The organism is Pseudomonas sp. FG36, from assembly GCF_057809275.1.
Window position 1 is genome coordinate 25,878 of record NZ_JBMDJQ010000020.1, and the last position, 20,742, is coordinate 46,619.

Genomic DNA, 20,742 nt, shown 5'->3' on the forward strand with positions numbered 1-20,742 from the left:
ACTGCATGAAATTGCTGGTGGTCGAGGACGAGGCGCTGCTGCGTCATCACCTGTTCACCCGCCTCGGCGAGGGCGGCCATGTGGTGCAGGCGGTGGCCAACGCCGAGGAAGCCTTGTACCAGGCCGAGCAGTACAACCATGACCTGGCGGTGATCGACCTGGGCCTGCCGGGCATGAGCGGGCTGGACCTGATCCGTCAGTTGCGCAACCTTGGCCAGACCTTCCCGATCCTGATCCTTACTGCCCGCGGCAACTGGCAGGACAAGGTCGAGGGCCTGGCCGCCGGTGCTGACGATTACGTGGTCAAGCCGTTCCAGTTCGAAGAGCTGGAGGCGCGCCTGAACGCCTTGCTGCGCCGCTCCAGCGGCTTCACCCAGTCGACCATCGCCGCCGGCCCGCTGGTGCTCGACCTCAACCGCAAGCAGGCCACCCTGGACGAGCAACCGCTGGCGCTGACCGCCTACGAATACCGCATCCTCGAGTACCTCATGCGTCATCACCAGCAGGTGGTGGCCAAGGACCGGCTGATGGAACAGCTGTACCCGGACGACGAGGAGCGCGACCCGAATGTCATCGAGGTGCTGGTCGGCCGCCTGCGTCGCAAGCTCGAGGGCGACAACGGCTTCAAGCCGATCGACACCGTGCGTGGCCTGGGCTACCTGTTCACCGAGCGCTGCCGATGATCCGCTCGCTGCGGGTGCGCCTGATGCTGGCGGCGGCGTTGCTGGCGCTGCTGTTCATGCTGGCGCTGCTGCCGGCGCTGCAGAAGGCCTTCAGCCTGGCGTTGCAGGAGTCCATCGAGCAGCGCCTGGCCTCGGACGTGACCACGCTGATTTCCGCTGCGCGCATAGAGCGTGGCCAGTTGCAGATGCCGGCGCTGCTGCCGGACGAACGCTTCAACCTGCCGTATACAGGCTTGCTCGGCTACATCTTCGACCGCCAGGGCAAGCTGGTCTGGCAGTCGCGGGCCACGCGCAACCGCAACATCAACTACCACCCGCGCTATGACGGGCGTGGCAACGAATTCGCCCGTATTCACCAGGACGACGGCGAGGAGTTCTTCGTCTATGACGTCGAGGTCAAGCTTCTTGGCGGCAAGAGCGCGGCGTTCAGCATCGTCGCCCTGCAACCGGTCCGCGAATACCAGGACACCCTCAATGGCCTGCGCGAGAAACTCTACTTCGGCTTCGGCGCGGCGCTGCTGGCGCTGATGGTGCTGCTGTGGGCCGGCCTGACCTGGGGCCTGCGCTCGCTGCGCCGGCTCAGCTCCGAGCTGGATGACGTGGAGAGCGGCGCGCGGGATGGGCTCAGCCGTGAACATCCACGCGAGCTGCTGCGCCTGACCGGCTCGCTCAACCGTCTGCTGCGCAGCGAGCGCGAACAGCGCCAGCGCTACCGTGACTCGCTCGACGACCTGGCCCATAGCCTCAAGACCCCGCTGGCGGTGCTGCAGGGCGTGGGCGAGAGTATGGAGCAGGGCGACCGCGAGCAGGCGCGGGTGCTGCAGAGCCAGATCGAGCGCATGAGCCAGCAGATCGACTACCAATTGCAACGCGCCAGCCTGCGCAAGAGTGGCCTGGTAAAGCACCAGGTCGAGCTCAAGCCGTTGCTCGACAGCCTGTGCAGCACCTTGGCCAAGGTCTATCGCGACAAACGCGTCGAGGTCGGTTTCGATCTGCCGGCCGATGCGCGGGTGCCTATGGAGCAGGGGGCTTTGCTCGAGCTGCTCGGCAACCTGCTGGAGAACGCCTACCGGTTGTGCCTGGGGCAGGTGCGGGTCAGCCTGCGCGAAGCGCTGGGGCAACTGGAGCTGTGGATCGAGGACGACGGCCCGGGCGTGCCGCCCGACCAGCGTGAGCGCATTCTCGAGCGCGGCGAGCGGCTGGACCGCCAGCACCCCGGGCAGGGGATCGGCCTGGCGGTGGTCAAGGACATCATCGACAGCTATGACGCCGAGTTGAGCCTGGGCGACTCCGAATTGGGCGGGGCTGCGTTCCGCATCGCTTTCCGGCTCGATTGAAGTCGCGCAAGACTTGTAGGAGCGGCTTTAGCCGCGATCACCGGCCCAGCCGGTGCCATGCACCGCGTCGCTGGCTTCGCGGCTAAAGCCGCTCCTACAGGAAGCGCGCTGGGCGGAAATCCGCCAACCCGCCCTGTACGATTTCCGCCATCGGGCGGAAATCCGCCATTTCCTACCGGCTTTTGCGCCCCGTCCCGGGGCATTCACACCCTGTAATCATTGGCTGTGCACCTCGAGCGGGCACTTTGGCATCGCCCTTGCTATTCACCTGGCAGAGGCCTGCCCAGGCGCTCGAACACAACGACAAATCCCTCCGGGTACAGGAGGGTTCGCGATTCAGGTGCCCCGACATCCTGGGAAGGATGCGCCGGCCCACTTGAGGAAAAACTAGCCATGACGACTCGTCAGCCGCTGTACAAATCGCTGTATGTCCAGGTGATCGTCGCGATCACCATCGGTATCCTGCTCGGCCACTACTACCCGGAAACCGGCGTAGCCCTCAAACCCCTGGGTGACGGCTTCGTCAAGCTGATCAAGATGGTCATCGCGCCGATCATCTTCTGCACCGTGGTCAGCGGCATCGCGGGCATGCAAAGCATGAAGTCGGTCGGCAAGACCGGCGGTTACGCGCTGCTGTACTTCGAGATCGTCTCCACCATCGCCCTGATCATCGGCCTGGTGGTAGTCAACGTGGTGCAGCCGGGCGCCGGCATGCACGTCGACGTCAGCACCCTCAACGCCAGCAGCGTGGCTGCCTATGCCGCCGCCGGCGCGCAGCAGACCACCGTCGGCTTCCTGCTCAATGTCATCCCCAACACCGTGGTCGGCGCCTTCGCCAACGGCGACATCCTGCAAGTGCTGATGTTCTCGGTGCTGTTCGGCTTCGCCTTGCACCGCCTGGGCAGCTACGGCAAGCCGGTGCTGGACCTGATCGACCGCTTCGCCCATGTCATGTTCAACATCATCAACATGATCATGAAGCTGGCCCCGATCGGCGCCTTCGGTGCCATGGCCTTCACCATCGGCCAGTACGGCGTGGGTTCGCTGGTGCAGCTGGGCTACCTGATGGCCTGCTTCTACATCACTTGCCTGCTGTTCGTCCTGGTGGTGCTGGGCGGTATCTGCCGCGCCCACGGCTTCAGCGTGATCAAGCTGATCCGCTACATCCGTGAAGAGCTGCTGATCGTGCTGGGCACCTCGTCCTCCGAGTCGGCCCTGCCGCGCATGCTGGCCAAGATGGAGCGCCTGGGCGCGAAGAAATCGGTGGTTGGCCTGGTGATCCCGACTGGCTACTCGTTCAACCTGGACGGTACCTCGATCTACCTGACCATGGCCGCGGTGTTCATCGCCCAGGCCACCGACACCACCATGGACATCACCCACCAGATCACCCTGCTGCTGGTGCTGCTGGTGGCCTCCAAGGGTGCCGCGGGCGTCACAGGTTCCGGCTTCATCGTCCTGGCCGCCACCCTGTCGGCCGTCGGCCACCTGCCGGTTGCCGGCCTGGCGCTGATCCTGGGTATCGACCGCTTCATGTCCGAAGCCCGCGCCCTGACCAACCTGATCGGCAACGCCGTGGCCACCGTGGTCGTGGCCAAGTGGGTCAAGGAGCTGGACACCGACACCCTGCAGGCCGAACTGGCGTCTGGCGGCTCGCCGCTGATCGACACCCGTCCGACCGACGACCTGGGCGTGGCTGAAGGCCCGGCGCGTTGAGCGTGAGTTGAAATGCGAAAAGGCGACCCTCGGGTCGCCTTTTTCATGCGTTGACGATTATTCGACCCGTGTTTCGCCGCTGTACACCAGGATCTCCCGGCAGCGCCGGCACAGGTAGCGCCGCCCCTGGCGTACCAGCTTGTGGCGCTGGGCGGTGAACGGGAAATCGCTTTCCGGGCACGGGCAACGGTAGATGTAGCGTGTCGCCACGCGCCGCTGTACCTCGTAGTTGTGGCAGCGGTTCGGCGGCAGCTCGTACACCCCGCGCATGATCAGCTGCCACTCCTCGCCATGGGCCTGGATGCGCTCGCCGAACAGCTGGTGGGCGATCAGGTGGGCGACCTCGTGGGCCACGGTCTGGCGCAGGAAGTCTTCGGCGTTCTCGCGGTACAGCTGCAGGTTGAAGCGCAGCAGGTTCTCGTGCAGGTGGGCGACGCCGGCCTTCTGTCCGCGCAGCTTGAAGCTGACCTGCGGGCGCGGGAAGGGGCGTTTGAAGAAGGTTTCGGCTTGCTGGTAACAGGTTTCGACGCGTTGTCTGAGCAGCTCGGGCATGGCGGGGTAGTTCTCCTGACCGGGCATTATGCCGCAGGCAACGGGCGGCTGCCGAGCCGCCGGTCAGGCACACGAAGCGAGGCCGCCTTGCGGCGGCCTCGGTGATGCCCCAGTGTTGGTTGGATCTGGTTGGTATGCGTTCAGTTGGTATAGACGGGCCCCACGCCCAGTCCCCAGATGATCACGGTCGCGGCCATGATCGCCACCAGAACCACGAGGCCCACCGCCAGCACCGAGCTGGAGAACAGGAAGCCTTCATCCGACGGTATGTTCATGAAGGTCGGCAAGCCGACATACAGCAGGTACACGGTGTAGCAGATCGCCGCCGTGCCGATCAGCATGCCCAGCCACAGGTGCGGGTACAGCGCCGCAAGGCCGCCGATGAACAGCGGCGTGGCGGTGTAGGTGGCAAAGGCGATGCACTGCGCCATGCTCGGGTTGGCGTCGTAGGTGCGCGCCATCCAGTGGATGAAGGCACCCATCACCGCCACGCCTGCGAGCATCGCCAGGTAGGACATGATGCTCATCCACAATGCGCTTTCCATGGTCAGCATCACGGCTGGCCGCTCGCCGATCACCCAGCCGACCTGGGTGGTGCCGATGAACGCCGACACGGCGGGAATCGCCGCCAGGATCAGCGTGTGTGTCAGGTACATGTGGCTGATGCTTTCATCCTCGCCACGAATCTCCCGCCACTCCTGGTCGGGGTGGGTGAACAGCCCAACAACGTGATGAATCATACGGGTCACTCCTATCGTCGTTGCCAAACGCCCCCCGGATGGAGCGCCTATGGCCCGAGGCCAGGACACCAGGTGCTGCGCCAATGTGGCCTTATGTCGCAGTATAGGAAGCGGATTCCTGCACAAAACCGGCTTTTTAGAGCAAATCGCGCTGTCAGGACGGTTGTTGATTCCCTTGAAGTCTTTATCGGATTCACCTACTGCGCCGCCCGGTTTGTGCGTAAAATAGTCGGCTTTTGTCACACCTCGCGGATCCAAGCGCTATGGGCACCCTCTCGGTCAACCAGAACAAACTGCAAAAACGCCTGCGTCGCCTCGCCGGCGAAGCCATCACCGACTTCAACATGATCGAGGATGGCGACAAGGTCATGGTCTGCCTGTCCGGCGGCAAGGACAGCTACACCATGCTCGACGTTCTGTTGCACCTGCAGAAGGTGGCGCCGATCAAGTTCGAGATCGTCGCGGTGAACATGGACCAGAAGCAGCCGGGCTTCCCCGAGCACGTGCTGCCGGCCTACCTCAAGGAGCTGGGCGTCGAGTACCACATCGTCGAGAAGGACACCTACTCGGTGGTCAAGGAGCTGGTGCCCGAGGGCAAGACTACCTGCTCGCTGTGCTCGCGCCTGCGCCGCGGCACCCTGTACACCTTCGCCGACGAGATCGGCGCGACCAAGATGGCCCTGGGGCACCACCGCGACGACATCGTCGAGACCTTCTTCCTCAACATGTTCTTCAACGGCGCGCTCAAGGGCATGCCGCCGAAGCTGCGCGCCGATGACGGGCGCAACGTGGTGATCCGCCCGCTGGCCTACTGCAGCGAGAAGGACATCCAGGCCTACTCGGACATGAAGGAATTCCCGATCATCCCGTGCAACCTGTGCGGCTCGCAGGAAAACCTGCAGCGCCAGGTGGTCAAGGACATGCTGGTGGAGTGGGAGCGCAAGCACCCTGGCCGTACCGAGAGTATCTTCCGCGCCCTGCAGAACGTCGCGCCGTCGCAGCTGGCCGACCGCAACCTGTTCGACTTCACCAGCCTGAAGATCGACGAGAGCGCCACCCCGCGCTTTCTCGACGTGCTGAACATCTGACCTTATGCGCGACTACCAGTGGTTGCATGAGTACTGCCTGAACCGCTTCGGTTCGGCCCAGGCGCTGGAAGCCTTCCTGCCGCAGCCGCGCACACCCGCGCAGCTGCGTGACATCACCGACGACCGCTACCTGTCGACCCTGGCCCTGCGCGTGTTCCGCGCCGGGCTCAAGCACAGCCTGGTGGATGCCAAGTGGCCGGCGTTCGAGCAGGTGTTCTTTGGCTTCGACCCGGAGAAAGTGGTGCTGATGGGCGCCGAGCACCTGGAGCGGCTGATGCAGGACGAGCGCATCATCCGCCATCTGGGCAAGCTCAAGAGCGTGCCGCGCAATGCGCAGATGATCCTCGACGTGGCGAAGGAGAAGGGCAGTTTCGGTGCGTTCATCGCCGACTGGCCCGAGACCGATATCGTCGGGCTGTGGAAGTACCTGGCCAAGCATGGCAACCAGCTGGGCGGACTATCGGCTCCGCGTTTCCTGCGCATGGTCGGCAAGGACACCTTCATCCCCACCGACGACACGGCCGCCGCGTTGATCGCCCAGAAGATCATCGACAAGCCGCCGACCAGCCTGCGTGACCTCGCACTGGTGCAGCAGGCGTTCAATCAGTGGCATGCCGAAAGCGGGCGGCCGCTGTGCCAGTTGTCGGTGATGCTGGCGCATACCGTCAACCATTGAGATCGCGGGGGCCGCAACGCGCCCCCGATACGTTCAGGCACCTTCGCCGGCCAGGCGTCGATCCTGCTGGAACTTCCAGCGCACGAACAGCAAGCCGCTGACGAACAGCCCCAGGCTCACCAGCACTTCGACCCAGCCGAACACCGCTCGGGCGGGGTCGAAGGCGGCCAGCACGCCCTTGATGAAGTAGATATTGACCACGAAGCAGGTCCAGGCATGCGCCCGGGCGCTGCCCATCAGCATGCCCGGCAGCAGCAGCAGCAGGGGGATCAGCTCGATGGCCAGGATCACCTCGACCCGCGCCCCGTGCAGGTTGGCGAACCACAGGTTGTTCACCACCAGCAGGGCGATCAGGCCGAAGAAGCAGGCCAGGCTCAGGGCGCGGGTCAGCCGTACGCGTGGGGCGAGCCACTCCAGTGGCGGCAGCACCTTGGGTTTTCTAGCCACGCTGGCCACCCAGGGCCTTGGCGGTGTTGGCCAGGCGTTGGCCGAGGGCGCGGCACAGGGTGATCTCGTGCTGGTCCAGCTCGCGCTTGCCGTCGGCACCGGCATGGTGGCTGGCGCCGTACGGGGTGCCGCCGCCGCGGGTATCGAGCAGCGCCGACTCGCTGTAGGGCAGGCCGGTGACCAGCATGCCGTGGTGCATCAGCGGCAGCAGCATCGACAGCAGGGTGGTTTCCTGGCCGCCGTGCAGGCTGGCGGTGGAAGTGAACACCGCCGCTGGTTTGCCCACCAGCTCGCCGCCCAGCCACAGGCTGCTGGTGCCGTCGAGGAAGTACTTGAGCGGCGCGGCCATGTTGCCGAAGCGGGTCGGGCTGCCCATGGCCAGGCCTGCGCAGTGGCGCAGGTCGTCGAGGGTGGCGTACAGCGCGCCGCTGGCCGGGATGTCCGGGGCCACGGCTTCGCACTCGGTGGAGATCGCCGGCACCGTGCGCAGGCGCGCCTCCAGGCCGGCCATCTCGACGCCGCGGGCAATGTGCCGGGCCATCTCGCTGGTCGAGCCGTGGCGGCTGTAATACAGCACCAGGATGTAGGGTTCGCTCACGGCAGGATCTCCAGGACCTTCTCGGGTGGGCGACCGATCACGGCCTTGTTGCCTGCGACCAGGATCGGGCGCTCGATCAGCTTGGGATGCTCGACCATCGCCTTGATCAGCTGAGCGTCGCTCAGGGCCGAGTTGGCCAGGTCGAGTGCCTTGTATTCGTCTTCGCCGGTGCGCAGCAGTTGGCGCGCGCCGATGCCCAGCTTGGCAAGCAGCTGTTCGAGAGTGGCGGCGTCCGGCGGGGTCTCGAGATAGCGCACGATGGTCGGCGCCAGGCCGCGTGCCTCGAGCAGTTCCAGGGCGCCGCGGGATTTCGAGCAGCGCGGGTTATGATAGAGGGTCAGATCGGTCATGACGGGTCGCATCCAGCTGGGTGTGGCGGCTATTCTAACCGCAGCGACCGACTTCAATGCTTGAAAACTTCGAGAAGGATTGACCCATGGCAAGGCGTTTGGCAGCTGCACTGGCCATCACCGCGAGCCTGCTGCTCGGCGGCTGCGGTGCGGACTACGGCGTGGACCAGCACGGCAATACGGTGAAGGCCGAACAGGTCGAGGGGCACTGGCTGGTGCTCAATTACTGGGCCGAATGGTGCGGCCCGTGCCGTACCGAAATCCCCGAGCTCAATGCTGCGGCGAAGCAGTGGGATGCCCAGGGCATCAAGGTGCTGGGGGTGAACTTCGATGGCTTGCAGGGCGCCGACCTCAAGGCCGCCGCCGAGACCCTCGGCATCGGCTTCACCGTGCTCGCGCAAGACCCGGCCGAGCGCTATGAGCTGCCGCGCAGCGAGGCGCTGCCGGTGACCTATATCATCGATGACAAGGGCAAGGTGCGTGAGCAATTGCTGGGCGAACAGACCCTCGAGGGCTTGCAGGCCAAGATCAAGGCGTTGAAAGGCGGCGCCTGAACCCTGCATCGCGGGGCAAGTCGCATCGGCGCACCGTCGCTCCCACGTAGGAGCCGGCTTGCCCCGCGATGGTTTCAGCCTTCCTCAGGCCAGAACCGCAGCGGCTTGCCCTCGGCCGGCCAGAAGCGGATCTGCTCGATTGGCGACACGTCCCAGCGCTGCACCGTCTCCAGCGCCTGCAGGAAACGTTTCTCCTGGTCCATCAGCGCTGGCGCGCACAGCTTGCGGGTCTTGCCGACCTTGCCGAAGCTTAAGTGCTCGCCGTCCAGCGTATAGGGCGCGAACCAGTGGTTGCAGCCGGCATTGCCATAGGCACGGCCATCGCTGGCCAGGGTCAGGGTCAGGTGGCTGTAGTCGATCAGCGGGCGTTCACCGATCCACTCCAGCAGGTAGCTTTGCTCCTGCTGCAGCTTCGAAGGTTGCGACGCGCAGCCCATCAGGCCGGTGGCGATCAGCACGCAGGTCAGCAGCTGTTTCACTCAGGCGCGCTCCTGGCACTGCGGGCACAGGTGCTTGTCGCCCTGGCTGGCCCAGCCCAGCTCCTGGACACGGGCGGTGGCTGCCGGGGCGTGGCCCTTCTTGCCGAGCTTGGCTTCGACGGCGAACTCGAAGTCCAGTACTGCGTCGCAGCCGTCGCACTTGACCTGCCACTCGTGGATTTCCAGTTCGTTGAATACTGGCCCTTGGGCCACGGCCACCCACTGCCCGGTGGGGTTGATCAGGTGGCGCACGCTGTCCACGGTCAGGCGCATGGACAGGGTTTTGCTGCCTTTGAGCGAAACCAGCAGTGCGTCGCCTTTCTGGATCGAGCCGCCGTTGCCGGTGACCTGGTAACGGCCCGGTACCAGCGCGCGGCACTCGATCAGGGTGTGTTGCGGGTTGAAAAGGGTGTAGCGGAAATCGTGTTCGACCATGGGTCCTCCAGAAATGCCGCGTATCTTAGTGTGGTGCTTCACAAATAACGACCCTAATTCGCGGCGCTTTTTGCGCTCATGCTGCGTTGTCGCTCCTCGCCGTAGCTGGGCTACGACTCGTCGCGACGCCTTGCTTGAGCACAAAAATCACGCGCGACTTATGGGTCGTATTTGCAAAGCACCACACTAGCATCAACCGTTTACAAGATTCTGCGGATTGCCTGCCGCCCAGCGGGAGATGTTGTCCAGGGTGGTGGCCGCGATGGCATCCAGGGCCTCGCGGGTAAGGAACGCCTGGTGCGCGGTGACGATCACGTTGGGGAAGGTCAGCAGCCGTGCCAGCACGTCGTCCTGCAGCGGCAAGTCGGAGCGGTCCTCGAAAAACAGCTGCGCCTCCTCTTCATAGACATCCAGCCCCAGGTAGCCGAGCTGGCCGCTCTTGAGCGCGTCGATCAGTGCCGGGGTGTCGACCAGCGCGCCGCGGCCGGTGTTGATCAGCATGGCGCCGGGCTGCAGCTGGGCCAGGCTCTGGGCGTTGATCAGGTGGCGGGTGTGCTCGGTGAGCGGGCAGTGCAGGCTGATGATGCGTGCCTGGCGCAGCAGCTCGGGCAGCTCCAGGTAGCGGGCGCCGAGGGCGACCAGCTCAGGGTTGGGGTAGGGATCGTAGGCCAGCAGCTGGCAGCCGAAACCGGCCATGATGCGGGCGAAGGCCGCGCCGATCTGGCCGGTGCCGACCACGCCGACGGTCTTGCCGTGCAGGTCGAAGCCGGTCAGGCCGTGCAGGGTGAAATCACCTTCGCGGGTGCGGTTGTAGGCCCGGTGCAGGCGGCGGTTGAGGGCCAGGATCAGGGCCACGGCATGTTCGGCGACGGCGTGCGGCGAGTAGGCCGGGACGCGCACCACGCTGAGCCCGAGGCGCTGCGCGGCAGCCAGGTCGACGTGGTTGTAGCCGGCCGAGCGCAGGGCGATCAGGCGCGTGCCGCCAGCGGCCAGGCGCTGCAGGACCTGTGCGTTGAGCTCGTCGTTGATGAAGGCGCAGACCACCTCGAAGCCCTGGGCGAGGGCGGCGGTGTCCAGGGTCAGGCGGGCGGACTGGTAGTGCAGCTCCAGGGCGCTCGCGCTGGCGGCGCGGGTGAAGCTTTCCTGGTCGTAGTGCTGGCTGCTGAACAACAGGGCGCGCATGGGGGCTTCCTTCTGTGAGTCGGCAACAGTCTAGGCCGTCAGGGAGATCGGGTATTGATCTGTGACGGCCCTGTCGCGGGGCAAGTCGCACCCCCGCTCCCACGACGCTTGCAAAGCCTGTGGGGGATTCAGGCGCTTTCGCGTGCCTGCTCGGCCAGTCGGCTGATGGCCTGGTCCAGTTCGTCCAGGGCCTGCAACGCCTGGGGGCTGTCCTGCTTGAGCAAGGTCTCGCTGCGCTGGCAGGCCGCGCGCAACTGCGGTACGCCGCAATAACGCGAGGCGCCGTTGAGCCGGTGCACCCGCTCGATCATGGCGTTGCGGTCGGCAGCGTCGCGGGCGGCCTGGATGGCCTCGCGGTCGGACTCCAGCGAGGCCAGGAGCATGGCCAGCATATCCGCCGCCAGGTCCGGCTTGCCGGCGGCCAGGCGCAGCCCTTCCTCCGGGTCGAGCACCTTCAGCTCGCTGCTGTCGGGCAGGCGCTCACTGGGGCGTTCCTGTGGCGGTGAGCCCAGGCTCAGGCCGGTCCATTTCATCACCACCTGGGCCAACTGGCGCTCGCTGATCGGCTTGGTCAGGTAGTCGTCCATGCCGCTGTGCAGCAGGGCGCGCTTTTCGTTGGCCATGGCGTGGGCGGTGAGGGCCACGATGGGTAGGGGCGGGCCGCTCTGGCTGGCTTCCCACTGGCGGATCTGTTCGGTGCAGGCACGGCCATCCATGCCGGGCATCTGCACATCCATCAGCACCAGGTCGAAGGGCTCGTCCTGCACGGCCTGCACCGCGGCATAGCCACTGTTCACCGCCAGTACCTCGGCGCCCATCCCTTCGAGCAGGGTCTGCACCAGCAGCAGGTTGGCCGGGTTGTCGTCGACGCACAGGAGCTTGGGCATGCGTTGGCCGCCGTTGCTGCGCTGCTCGCACACCGGCCGGCGCGGCTGCACCAGCTCCAGCAGCAGGCGACGCAGCTTGCGTGTGCAGGTGGGCTTGGCCAGCAACTGGCCGTGGGCGTTGGGCAGGTAAGGGTGGTAGAGCGGCTGCTCGGTGGTGGGGCACAGCACCACGCACTGGCAACCCAGGCGCTCGAGCTGTTGGTGGTACTGCCCCAGTTGTTCCGGCGCCAGGCTGCCGAGGTTGACCCCGAGCACGGCGAATTCGAACGGCTGCCCGGCCTGGCTTGCCGCCTGCACGCCGTGCAGCAGTTGGTCGCAGGAAGCGAACACGGTGACCGCCAGGCCGCAGTCCTCGAGCTGGTGTTCCAATGCCTGGCGGGCCAGGTCGTGCCCGTCGACGATGGCCACGCTACGGCCGACCAGGGCCTGGGCGGGTTGCTCCTCGGTGTCGTCGTGGGCCTTGGGCAGGTTGAGGCTGATCCAGAACTGCGAGCCTTCGCCCGGCGTGCTGTCGACGCCGATTTCGCCACCCATCTGTTCGATCAGGCGCTTGGAGATCACCAGGCCCAGGCCGGTACCGCCGGGCTGGCGTGACAGCGAGTTGTCGGCCTGGCTGAAGGCCTGGAACAGGGTGCGCACATCCTGTGGCGACAGGCCGATGCCGGTGTCCTGGACGCTGATGCGCAGTTGCACGCTGTCTTCCTGCTCGTCCTCGAGCATGGCGCGCACGACGATGGTGCCTTCGCGGGTGAACTTGATGGCATTGCTCACCAGGTTGGTGAGGATCTGCTTGAGCCGCAACGGGTCGCCCACCAGCGACAGCGGGGTGTCGCGGTAGACCAGGCTGAGCAGCTCCAGCTGCTTGGCGTGGGCGGCCGGGGCAAGGATGGTCAGGGTGTCCTGGATCAGGTCGCGCAGGTTGAGCGGGATGCTGTCGAGCACCAGCTTGCCGGCCTCGATCTTGGAGAAGTCGAGGATCTCGTTGATGATCCCCAGCAGGTTGTCGGCGGATTTCTCGATGGTGCCGAGGTAGTCGAGCTGACGCGGGCTGAGCTCGCTCTTTTGTAACAGGTGGGTGAAGCCGAGGATGCCGTTGAGCGGGGTGCGGATCTCGTGGCTCATGTTGGCGAGGAACTCGGACTTGATGCGGCTGGCCTCCAGGGCCTCCTTGCGTGCCATATCCAGCTCGATGTTCTGGATCTCGATGGTTTCCAGGTTCTGGCGCACGTCCTCGGTGGCCTGGTCGATGCTGTGCTGCAGCTCTTCGTGGGCGCTGTGCAGGGTCTCGGCCATGCGGTTGATGCCGGCGGCCAGTTCGTCGAGCTCGTGGCTGCCCATGGCCGGCAGGCGCTCGTCGAGGTGGCCGTCCTTGAGCTGGTTGACCGCGTGCTTGATGTGGTTGATCGGGTCGTTGATGGTGCGGCTCATGCGCAGGGCGAGCAGCGCGGTCAGGCTCAGGCAGGCGAGGATCAGCAGCAGGCTGGTGAACAGGTTGCGATAGCCGCGCAGTAGGGTGCCGTCGTGGGACAGCTCGATCTCCACCCAGCCGAGCAGGCGCTCGGCCTCGGCGGGTACGGCGTCGGTGGCCAGGTCGCGGTGATGGCCGAACACCGGCATCAGGTAGCGGGTGGCATCATTGCCGGTGCGCTGCAGCAGTTGCGTGCCGGTGCCGCCGCTGGGCGGCTGGTTGAGCATGCTGGGGCCGGCGTGGGCCAGGCGCGTGCGGTCGGCGGTGAGGAACGCCACGGCGCGCACGTCGACCTGCTCCAGGGCCTGGGCCGCGATGCGCTCCAGTTGCGCCGGGGACTGGCGGGCCAGGGCCGGCGCCGCCAGGGGCGCCAACTGCTCGGCGATCATCTTGCCGCGTTGCAGCAGCTGCGTGCGCAGGTCGCTCTGCTGCAACCAGGTGAAGTAACTGCCCAGCACCAGGGCCATCAGGCTGGCGGGGAGCAAGGCCAGCAGCAGGACGCGGCTGCGGATTCCCAAACGGTCGAGCACACCTGTCTCCTGTCATGTGCCTTGAAAAGCGCTGTTCGCGCATCAGCGGGAACGTTACTCCGCGCCGCAGGCATTTGTAAGGCTTTTGTTTGCCAAGTGAGGCCGGCTGTTTAGATGGCGCGTCAGTCGGGCGACGGTTGCCTTGCCGGGAGTGCTTGCCCAATAATCACGCAACTGAGAATCGATGGCAGTTGCCAATGCATCCCGAAGCTATTCACGCCACCAACATCCTGGCCATCGAGGACGACCCCGTGCTCGGTGCCTACCTGCACGAAGAGCTGCGCCGTGGCGGCTTCCAGGTGACCTGGTGCCGCAGTGGCCTGGAGGGGCTCGAGGCGGCGGGGCGACAAGTCTTCGACCTGGTCCTGCTGGACATCCTGCTGCCCGGCCTCAATGGTCTGGACGCCCTGGCCAGCCTGCGCCGACGCAGCGCCACGCCGGTCATCCTGATGTCCGCGCTGGGGGCCGAGGCTGACCGTATCAGCGGCTTCGAACGCGGCGCGGACGATTACCTGCCAAAGCCTTTCAGTTTCGCCGAGCTGCGGGTGCGCATCGAGGCGATCCTGCGCCGGGTGGCCTTCGAGCGCCGGGCGCAGGCACCGCGCGAGGTGGCGGCGGGGCAGTTGCGCTTCGATGAGCAGGCGGCCGATGTCTGCCTCGCCGGCCAGTGGGCCGGGCTGACGCCCAGCGAGTACCGCCTGCTCGACACCCTGCATCGCAGCCAGGACGAGGTGCTGAGCAAGCCGTTCCTTTACCAGCAGGTGTTGCAGCGGGGCTACTCGCGGCATGACCGCAGCCTGGACATGCACGTCAGCCAGATCCGCCGCAAGCTCAAGGCCATCGGCTATCACGAGCGGCAGGTCCGCACCGTCTGGGGCAAGGGCTATGTGTTCGGCGTGGGCGAGGCCGACTGAACCGTGCTTGATCGCCATTCGCTGTTCTGGAAACTGACCGTCCTGCTGGTGGGCTTCTGCCTGCTGATGATCGGCCTCAGCTACAGCTGGGGTCGCCATATGGAGACCCAGGACGCCTTCCTTTCCGAACCTGCGCGTCAAGTGCTGCGTGGTTATGCGGCCGAGGCGGAGCAGGCCTGGCGCAGCGGCGGCGCTGATGGGGTCGACGCCTGGCTGGCCGAGATGCGTGGGCGCGAGCAAGGCTGGGTGGGGGTGCTCGATGGCGACCTGCAGCCGTTGGGCAGCGCCGACCTCACCGCCGGGCAGGCCCAGCGCCTGACCCGCCTGCGCGGCGTCGACTGGCCGATGAGCCGGCGCAGTATCGGCCAGCCCTGGTTGCGCCTGCCGTTCCCCGGCGCGCCGGAGCAGGGCATGCTGGTGATCGAGCTGCCGGAGCGTTTCAACCCGGGCCAGTACCGGTTGTTCTGGCGCATCGTCACCAACGGCATCATCCCCGGGCTGTTCACCTTGCTGTTGTGCGTCGGCCTGTACCGCATGCTGATCGTGCCGCTCAATCAATTGCGTGAACAGGCCAACGCCTGGCGCGCCGATCAGCTGGCGGCGCGCCTGGATTCGCGCACCACACGGCGCAAGGACGAGCTGGGCGAACTGGCCAGGGCCTTCGACCAGATGGCCGAGCGCCTGCAGGGCACCGTGGCCTTGCAGCAGCAGTTGCTGCGCGACCTGTCCCACGAGATGCGCACACCGCTCAGCCGCCTGCGCGTGGCCTGCGACGGCGAGACCGACCTGCAGCGCCTGCGCGAACGCCTGCACCGCGAGGTGGATGGCATGCAGCAGCTGGTCGAGGACACTTTGCAACTGGCCTGGCAGGACGCCGAGCGCGCCCCGGTGAACCTGGAGCCGATCCAGGTGCCGGCGCTGTGGGACCTGCTCAGCGAAAATGCCTGTTACGAAAGCGGCTGGGCACCTGGGCGGTTGCACTGTGCGTTGCCGGCGGACTGCTGGGTGCGGGGCAGCCTCAACGACCTTGCCCAGGCGCTGGAGAACATGCTGCGCAACGCCATCCGTCACTCGCCCGAGGCGGGTGTGGTGCGCCTGGGCGGCTGGCGTGAAGGTGGGTATTGGCGTATCGACCTGGAGGATGACGGCGGTGGCGTGGCCGAGGAAGACCTCGAGCGGATCTTCGCGCCGTTTTCCCGGTTGGACGGGGCGCGGCCCGGGGACGGTGGCTTCGGCTTGGGCTTGAGCATTGCCCGCAATGCGATCCGCCGCCAGGGTGGGCTGGTGTGGGCGGTCAATGGCGAGCGTGGCCTGCGCCTGTGCATGCGCCTGCCTGCCCATGAAGCGGGGCCGTCGGTTGGTCCGGCGCGGGCAGGCCCGCTGCCAGGGAGCAACTGCTTATAGCTACCCGCTATAACCACCGACAATTGCGTGATATGGCCGCGCCGGGTTTGCCGGTATGATAGGCGCCCCTGCCGTCCGGATTGCGAAAACGCCCATGACCCTGCAGTACCCAACCATCGCCGACTGCGTCGGCCATACGCCGCTGGTTCGCCTGCAGCGCATCGCCGGGAACACCAGCAATACCTTGCTGCTCAAGCTCGAAGGCAACAACCCGGCAGGTTCGGTCAAGGACCGCCCGGCGTTGTCGATGATCACCCGTGCCGAACTGCGTGGCCAGATCAAGCCCGGCGACACCCTCATCGAAGCCACCTCCGGCAATACCGGCATCGCCCTGGCCATGGCCGCGGCGATCAAAGGCTACAAGATGATCCTGATCATGCCGGACAACTCCACCGCCGAACGCAAGGCGGCCATGACCGCCTATGGCGCCGAGTTGATCCTGGTGACCAAGGAAGAGGGCATGGAAGGGGCCCGCGATCTCGCGGAAAAACTGCAGGCCGAAGGCCGTGGGCTGGTGCTTGACCAGTTCGCCAACGGCGACAACCCGATCGCGCACTACAACAGCACGGGCCCGGAGATCTGGCAGCAGACCCAGGGCACGATCACCCACTTCGTCAGCTCCATGGGCACGACCGGCACCATCATGGGCTGTTCGCAATACCTCAAGGAGCAGAACCCGGCGGTGCAGATCATTGGCCTGCAGCCGATGGAAGGCTCGGCCATTCCGGGCATTCGCCGTTGGCCCCACGAGTACCTGCCGAAGATCTTCGACGCCACCCGGGTCGACCGCGTGGTCGACATGTCCCAGCAGGAGGCCGAGGAAACCACCCGTCGCCTGGCCCGCGAAGAGGGCATTTTCTGTGGCGTATCCTCCGGCGGGGCGGTGGCGGCGATGCTGCGTCTGTCCCGTGAAGTCGAGAACGCGGTGATGGTCGCCATCATCTGCGACCGCGGCGACCGTTACCTTTCCACCGGCCTGTTCGATCCGACCTGATGTCCAGAAAGAAAAGCAATACCGGCCTGCGTTTCCAGCCGGCCGGCGGCAACCGTGCCGCACAAGTGCCGGTGGGCAAGAAGCAGCGCCTGCTGATCGAGCGCGTGGCCGGTGACGGCCGTGGCATCGCCTTCAGCGAGGGCCGCACCTGGTTCGTCAGCGGCGCGCTGGGCGGCGAAGACGTCGAGGCGCGGGTGCTTGCCGCACGCGGCAAAGTGGTCGAGGCGCGCCTGGAGCGGGTGTTCCAGGCCAGCGCCGAGCGCCGCGAGGCGCCCTGCCGGCATTACGCCCGCTGTGGCGGTTGCAACCTCCAGCACCTGCCCCATGACGGCCAACTGGCGCTCAAGCAGCGCCTGCTCGCCGAGCAGTTGCAGCGGGTGGCCGGCGTGCAGCCCGAAGAGTGGGCTGTTCCCTTGTGCGGACCGGAATTCGGCTACCGCCGCCGGGCGCGGGTAGCGGTACGCTGGGACACCAAGGCGCGTCAGCTGGAGGTCGGTTTCCGCGCCGAGGCCAGCCAGGACATCGTTGCCATCGACGACTGCGCGGTGCTGGTACAGCCCTTGCAGGCGATCATGCGCCACCTGCCGACTGTGTTGCGCAGCTTGAGCAAGCCGCAGGCGCTGGGGCATGTGGAACTGTTCAGCGGTACCGCCGAGGCGGTGTTGGTACGGCATGTGGCGCCATTGCCAAGTGAAGACCTGGCGCGGCTCGAGGCATTCTGCCGCGAAGCCGGCGCCCAGTTGTGGCTGCAAGGCGAGGGCGAGCCGGCACCGGTGGAGGCCACGGCGCAACTGGGCTTTGCCCTGGAGCCCTGGGGCTTGGAGCTGGCCTGGCGACCGGGCGACTTCGTCCAGGTCAATGCCCAGGTCAATACCTTGATGATCCAGCAGGCTTTGGCCTGGCTGGCGCCCCAGGCGCATGAGCGGGTCCTGGACCTGTTCTGCGGCCTGGGCAATTTTGCCTTGCCCCTGGCGCGTCAGGCGCGCGAGGTGGTGGCGGTGGAAGGCGTGCAGGCCATGGTCAGCCGTGCCGAGGCCAATGCCCACGCCAACAATGTGCATAACGCACGGTTTTTTCAGGCCGATTTATCGCAGCCTTTGGCGGGCGCCGGATGGGCTGCCGAGGGCTTTTCTGCGGTACTCTTGGATCCACCGCGCGACGGGGCTTTCGAGGTGGTGCAGGGCATCGCCCGGCTGGGTGCGAAACGGCTGGTCTACGTATCGTGCAACCCGGCCACGCTGGCGCGTGACGCGCAAGTGCTGGTCGGGCAGGGGTACCGGTTAAAAAGGGCCGGGATTCTCGACATGTTTCCTCAGACGGCGCATGTCGAGGCCATGGCGTTATTCGAAGCGGGCTAGCCGGGCTGGCCCTCTTGGTGCGGCCTTCAGGGAGTGAGGGGCGCACAGGTGATAGCCAGTGCACCCGCGTGGTGCGCTGTATGGAAAGGTAAAGCAAAGATGGTACAGGTGAGAGTGCACCAGCCGGTCAACAACGACGGCAGTATCAATCTCGAAGCATGGCTCGATCATGTGGTGAGCGTCGATTCGCAACTCGATCGCCCGGGGTTGAAAGAGGCCTGCGAGTTTGCCCATGAGGTCGAGAAGAAAGGCAACCCGGCCAAGCATTCCTGGGCCGATGGCACGTCCAGTTTCCAGGCGGGGCTCGAGATCGCCGAAATCCTCGCCGACCTCAAGCTCGACCAGGATTCCCTGGTGGCGGCGGTCATCTACCGTTCGGTGCGCGAAGGCAAGGTGACCTTGGCCGAGGTCGGCCAGCGCTTCGGGCCGGTGGTGTCCAAGCTGATCGACGGCGTGCTGCGCATGGCGGCCATCAGTGCCAGCCTCAGCCCGCGCCAGTCGCTGGTGCTCGGCTCCCAGGCGCAGGTCGAGAACCTGCGCAAGATGCTCGTGGCGATGGTCGACGACGTGCGCGTGGCGCTGATCAAGCTGGCCGAGCGCACCTGCGCCATCCGGGCGGTGAAGTCCGCCGATGACGAGAAACGCCTGCGCGTGGCCCGCGAGGTGTTCGACATCTATGCGCCGCTGGCGCACCGCCTGGGTATCGGCCATATCAAGTGGGAGCTCGAGGACCTGTCGTTCCGCTACCTCGAGCCCGACCAGTACAAGCAGATCGCCAAGTTGCTGCACGAACGCCGGCTGGACCGCGAGCGGTTCATCAGCGATGTGATGAACCAGTTGCAGAACGAGCTGCTGGCCACCGGCGTCAACGCCGATATCAGTGGCCGGGCGAAACACATCTATTCGATCTGGCGCAAGATGCAGCGCAAGGGCCTGGAGTTCAGCCAGATCTACGACGTGCGCGCGGTGCGCGTGCTGGTGCCGGAAGTGCGTGACTGCTACACCGCGCTGGGCATCGTGCACACCCTGTGGCGGCACATTCCGAAAGAGTTCGACGATTACATCGCCAACCCCAAGGAAAACGGCTATCGCTCCCTGCACACCGCGGTGATCGGCCCCGAGGGCAAGGTGCTCGAGGTGCAGATCCGCACCCATGGCATGCACGAGGAAGCCGAGCTGGGCGTCTGTGCCCACTGGCGCTACAAGGGCACCGACGTCAAGCCCAGCTCGAACCACTACGAAGAGAAGATCTCCTGGTTGCGCCAGGTGCTGGAGTGGCACGAGGAACTGGGCGATATCGGCGGCCTGGCCGAACAGCTGCGCGTCGATATCGAGCCGGATCGCGTCTACGTGTTCACCCCCGACGGCCACGCCATCGACCTGCCCAAGGGCTCGACGCCGCTGGACTTCGCCTACCGGGTGCACACCGAGATCGGCCATAACTGCCGGGGCGCCAAGATCAACGGGCGCATCGTACCGCTGAACTACAGCCTGCAGACCGGCGAGCAGGTGGAGATCATCACCAGCAAGCACGGCAGCCCGAGCCGCGACTGGTTGAACTCCAACCTGGGCTACGTGACCACCTCGCGGGCCCGGGCCAAGATTGTCCATTGGTTCAAGCTGCAGGCCCGCGACCAGAACGTCGCCGCCGGCAAGACCCTGCTCGAACGCGAACTGTCGCGCTTGGGCCTGCCACAGGTGGACTTCGAGCGCCTGGCCGAGAAGGCCAACGTCAAGACCGCCGAGGACATGTTCGCCGCCCTCGGTGCCGGCGACCTGCGCCTGGCGCATATGGTCAACGCCGCCCAGCAGTTGCTCGAACCCGAGCGCCTGGAGCCGGTCGAGCTGATCCCGCGCCAGGCGCGGGGCATCCGTTCCGGCAAGCGCAACGACATCCAGATCCAGGGCGTCGGCAACCTGCTCACTCAGATGGCCGGCTGCTGCCAGCCGCTGCCGGGCGATGCCATCGTCGGCTACATCACCCAGGGCCGTGGCGTGAGCATTCACCGCCAGGACTGCGCCTCGGTGCTGCAGTTGGCGGGCAAGGAGCCGGAGCGCATGATCCAGGTCAGTTGGGGGCCGATCCCGGTGCAGACCTACCCGGTCGACATCATCATCCGTGCCTACGACCGCCCGGGTTTGCTGCGCGACGTTTCGCAGGTGCTGCTCAACGAGAAGATCAACGTGCTGGCGGTCAACACCCGCTCGAACAAGGAAGACAACACCGCCTTGATGTCGCTGACCATCGAGATTCCCGGCCTGGACGCCTTGGGGCGCTTGCTCGGCAGGATCTCGCAGTTGCCCAACATCATCGAGACGCGGCGTAACCGTACCCCTTGAGACTGCCATC

20 protein-coding genes are annotated in these 20,742 nt (G+C 65.9%); 11 read left to right on the forward strand and 9 right to left on the reverse strand.

The window, feature by feature from the left end:
- Positions 1-5: 5 nt before the first annotated feature.
- From ACODS9_RS16520 to ACODS9_RS16530, 3 genes are all read left to right on the forward strand, one after another.
- Entirely contained in the window at positions 6-683 is a 678-nt protein-coding gene (locus ACODS9_RS16520; RefSeq protein WP_023632177.1) for a response regulator, read from the forward strand.
- The gene (locus tag ACODS9_RS16525) at positions 680-2,020 is read left to right on the forward strand and encodes an ATP-binding protein (protein ID WP_489094309.1); all 1,341 of its coding nucleotides are present in this window, start codon (positions 680-682) and stop codon (positions 2,018-2,020) included. Before ACODS9_RS16520 ends, ACODS9_RS16525 begins: the two co-directional genes overlap by 4 nt.
- 393 nt (positions 2,021-2,413) lie before the next feature.
- Positions 2,414-3,736 carry a dicarboxylate/amino acid:cation symporter gene (locus tag ACODS9_RS16530; RefSeq protein WP_023630780.1) on the forward strand — a complete coding sequence of 441 codons (1,323 nt, stop codon included), beginning with the start codon at positions 2,414-2,416 and terminating at the stop codon, positions 3,734-3,736.
- Positions 3,737-3,793: 57 nt separating this feature from the next.
- Here ACODS9_RS16530 and ACODS9_RS16535 read toward each other — a convergent pair whose 3' ends face one another.
- Complete coding sequence (locus ACODS9_RS16535) at positions 3,794-4,288, reverse strand: SprT family zinc-dependent metalloprotease (RefSeq protein WP_046854519.1); 495 nt, start codon at positions 4,286-4,288, stop codon at positions 3,794-3,796.
- A 140-nt stretch (positions 4,289-4,428) separates the two neighbouring features.
- Positions 4,429-5,028, reverse strand: coding sequence for a Yip1 family protein (locus tag ACODS9_RS16540; RefSeq protein ID WP_023630778.1), 600 nt, complete (start codon positions 5,026-5,028; stop codon positions 4,429-4,431).
- A 263-nt stretch (positions 5,029-5,291) separates the two neighbouring features.
- On the opposite strand from ACODS9_RS16540, the gene ttcA reads away from it, so the two are divergent.
- Both ttcA and ACODS9_RS16550 read left to right on the forward strand, forming a co-directional pair.
- Complete coding sequence (gene ttcA, locus ACODS9_RS16545; protein WP_023630777.1) at positions 5,292-6,116, forward strand: tRNA 2-thiocytidine(32) synthetase TtcA; 825 nt, start codon at positions 5,292-5,294, stop codon at positions 6,114-6,116.
- 4 nt (positions 6,117-6,120) lie between these two features.
- Complete coding sequence (locus ACODS9_RS16550; RefSeq protein WP_489094310.1) at positions 6,121-6,792, forward strand: DNA-3-methyladenine glycosylase I; 672 nt, start codon at positions 6,121-6,123, stop codon at positions 6,790-6,792.
- Between the two features lie 33 nt (positions 6,793-6,825).
- Here ACODS9_RS16550 and ACODS9_RS16555 read toward each other — a convergent pair whose 3' ends face one another.
- From ACODS9_RS16555 to arsC, 3 genes are read right to left on the reverse strand one after another with little or no spacing between them, the layout of a single operon-like run.
- A complete protein-coding gene (locus tag ACODS9_RS16555; protein WP_134691829.1) occupies positions 6,826-7,239 on the reverse strand; it encodes a DUF2069 domain-containing protein in 414 nt (137 codons plus the stop codon).
- Positions 7,232-7,837, reverse strand: coding sequence for an NAD(P)H:quinone oxidoreductase (wrbA, locus tag ACODS9_RS16560; RefSeq protein WP_046854520.1), 606 nt, complete (start codon positions 7,835-7,837; stop codon positions 7,232-7,234). Before wrbA ends, ACODS9_RS16555 begins: the two co-directional genes overlap by 8 nt.
- The gene (gene arsC / locus ACODS9_RS16565; protein ID WP_489094311.1) at positions 7,834-8,187 is read right to left on the reverse strand and encodes an arsenate reductase (glutaredoxin); all 354 of its coding nucleotides are present in this window, start codon (positions 8,185-8,187) and stop codon (positions 7,834-7,836) included. The genes wrbA and arsC overlap by 4 nt, the downstream gene beginning before the upstream one ends.
- Before the next feature lie 86 nt (positions 8,188-8,273).
- Here arsC and ACODS9_RS16570 point away from each other — a divergent pair, with 86 nt between their 5' ends.
- Positions 8,274-8,741 carry a peroxiredoxin family protein gene (locus ACODS9_RS16570; protein ID WP_046854522.1) on the forward strand — a complete coding sequence of 156 codons (468 nt, stop codon included), beginning with the start codon at positions 8,274-8,276 and terminating at the stop codon, positions 8,739-8,741.
- A 74-nt stretch (positions 8,742-8,815) separates the two neighbouring features.
- Here the strand turns inward: ACODS9_RS16570 and ACODS9_RS16575 are convergent, their stop codons facing one another.
- From ACODS9_RS16575 to ACODS9_RS16590, 4 genes are all read right to left on the reverse strand, one after another.
- Entirely contained in the window at positions 8,816-9,220 is a 405-nt protein-coding gene (locus tag ACODS9_RS16575; RefSeq protein WP_489094312.1) for an META domain-containing protein, read from the reverse strand.
- Positions 9,221-9,655 (reverse strand): hypothetical protein, encoded by a 435-nt coding sequence (locus ACODS9_RS16580; protein ID WP_046854523.1) that lies wholly within the window; start codon positions 9,653-9,655, stop codon positions 9,221-9,223.
- A 192-nt stretch (positions 9,656-9,847) separates the two neighbouring features.
- Positions 9,848-10,837, reverse strand: coding sequence for a 2-hydroxyacid dehydrogenase (locus ACODS9_RS16585; protein WP_046854524.1), 990 nt, complete (start codon positions 10,835-10,837; stop codon positions 9,848-9,850).
- A gap of 128 nt (positions 10,838-10,965) precedes the next feature.
- Positions 10,966-13,722, reverse strand: a complete 2,757-nt coding sequence (locus tag ACODS9_RS16590; protein WP_401106390.1) for a response regulator — start codon at positions 13,720-13,722, stop codon at positions 10,966-10,968.
- 197 nt (positions 13,723-13,919) lie between these two features.
- Between ACODS9_RS16590 and ACODS9_RS16595 the strand changes: the two genes are divergently transcribed.
- From ACODS9_RS16595 to relA, 5 genes are all read left to right on the forward strand, one after another.
- A complete protein-coding gene (locus ACODS9_RS16595) occupies positions 13,920-14,636 on the forward strand; it encodes a response regulator transcription factor (protein WP_489094313.1) in 717 nt (238 codons plus the stop codon).
- A 3-nt stretch (positions 14,637-14,639) separates the two neighbouring features.
- A complete protein-coding gene (locus tag ACODS9_RS16600; protein ID WP_489094314.1) occupies positions 14,640-16,040 on the forward strand; it encodes a HAMP domain-containing sensor histidine kinase in 1,401 nt (466 codons plus the stop codon).
- A 94-nt stretch (positions 16,041-16,134) separates the two neighbouring features.
- A complete protein-coding gene (gene cysM / locus ACODS9_RS16605; protein ID WP_046854528.1) occupies positions 16,135-17,034 on the forward strand; it encodes a cysteine synthase CysM in 900 nt (299 codons plus the stop codon).
- On the forward strand, positions 17,034-18,392 hold the full coding sequence (rlmD, locus tag ACODS9_RS16610; protein WP_489094315.1) for a 23S rRNA (uracil(1939)-C(5))-methyltransferase RlmD: 1,359 nt from the start codon (positions 17,034-17,036) through the stop codon (positions 18,390-18,392). The genes cysM and rlmD overlap by 1 nt, the downstream gene beginning before the upstream one ends.
- 99 nt (positions 18,393-18,491) lie before the next feature.
- Positions 18,492-20,732 (forward strand): GTP diphosphokinase, encoded by a 2,241-nt coding sequence (relA, locus tag ACODS9_RS16615; protein WP_046854530.1) that lies wholly within the window; start codon positions 18,492-18,494, stop codon positions 20,730-20,732.
- The last annotated feature ends 10 nt before the right edge of the window (positions 20,733-20,742 follow it).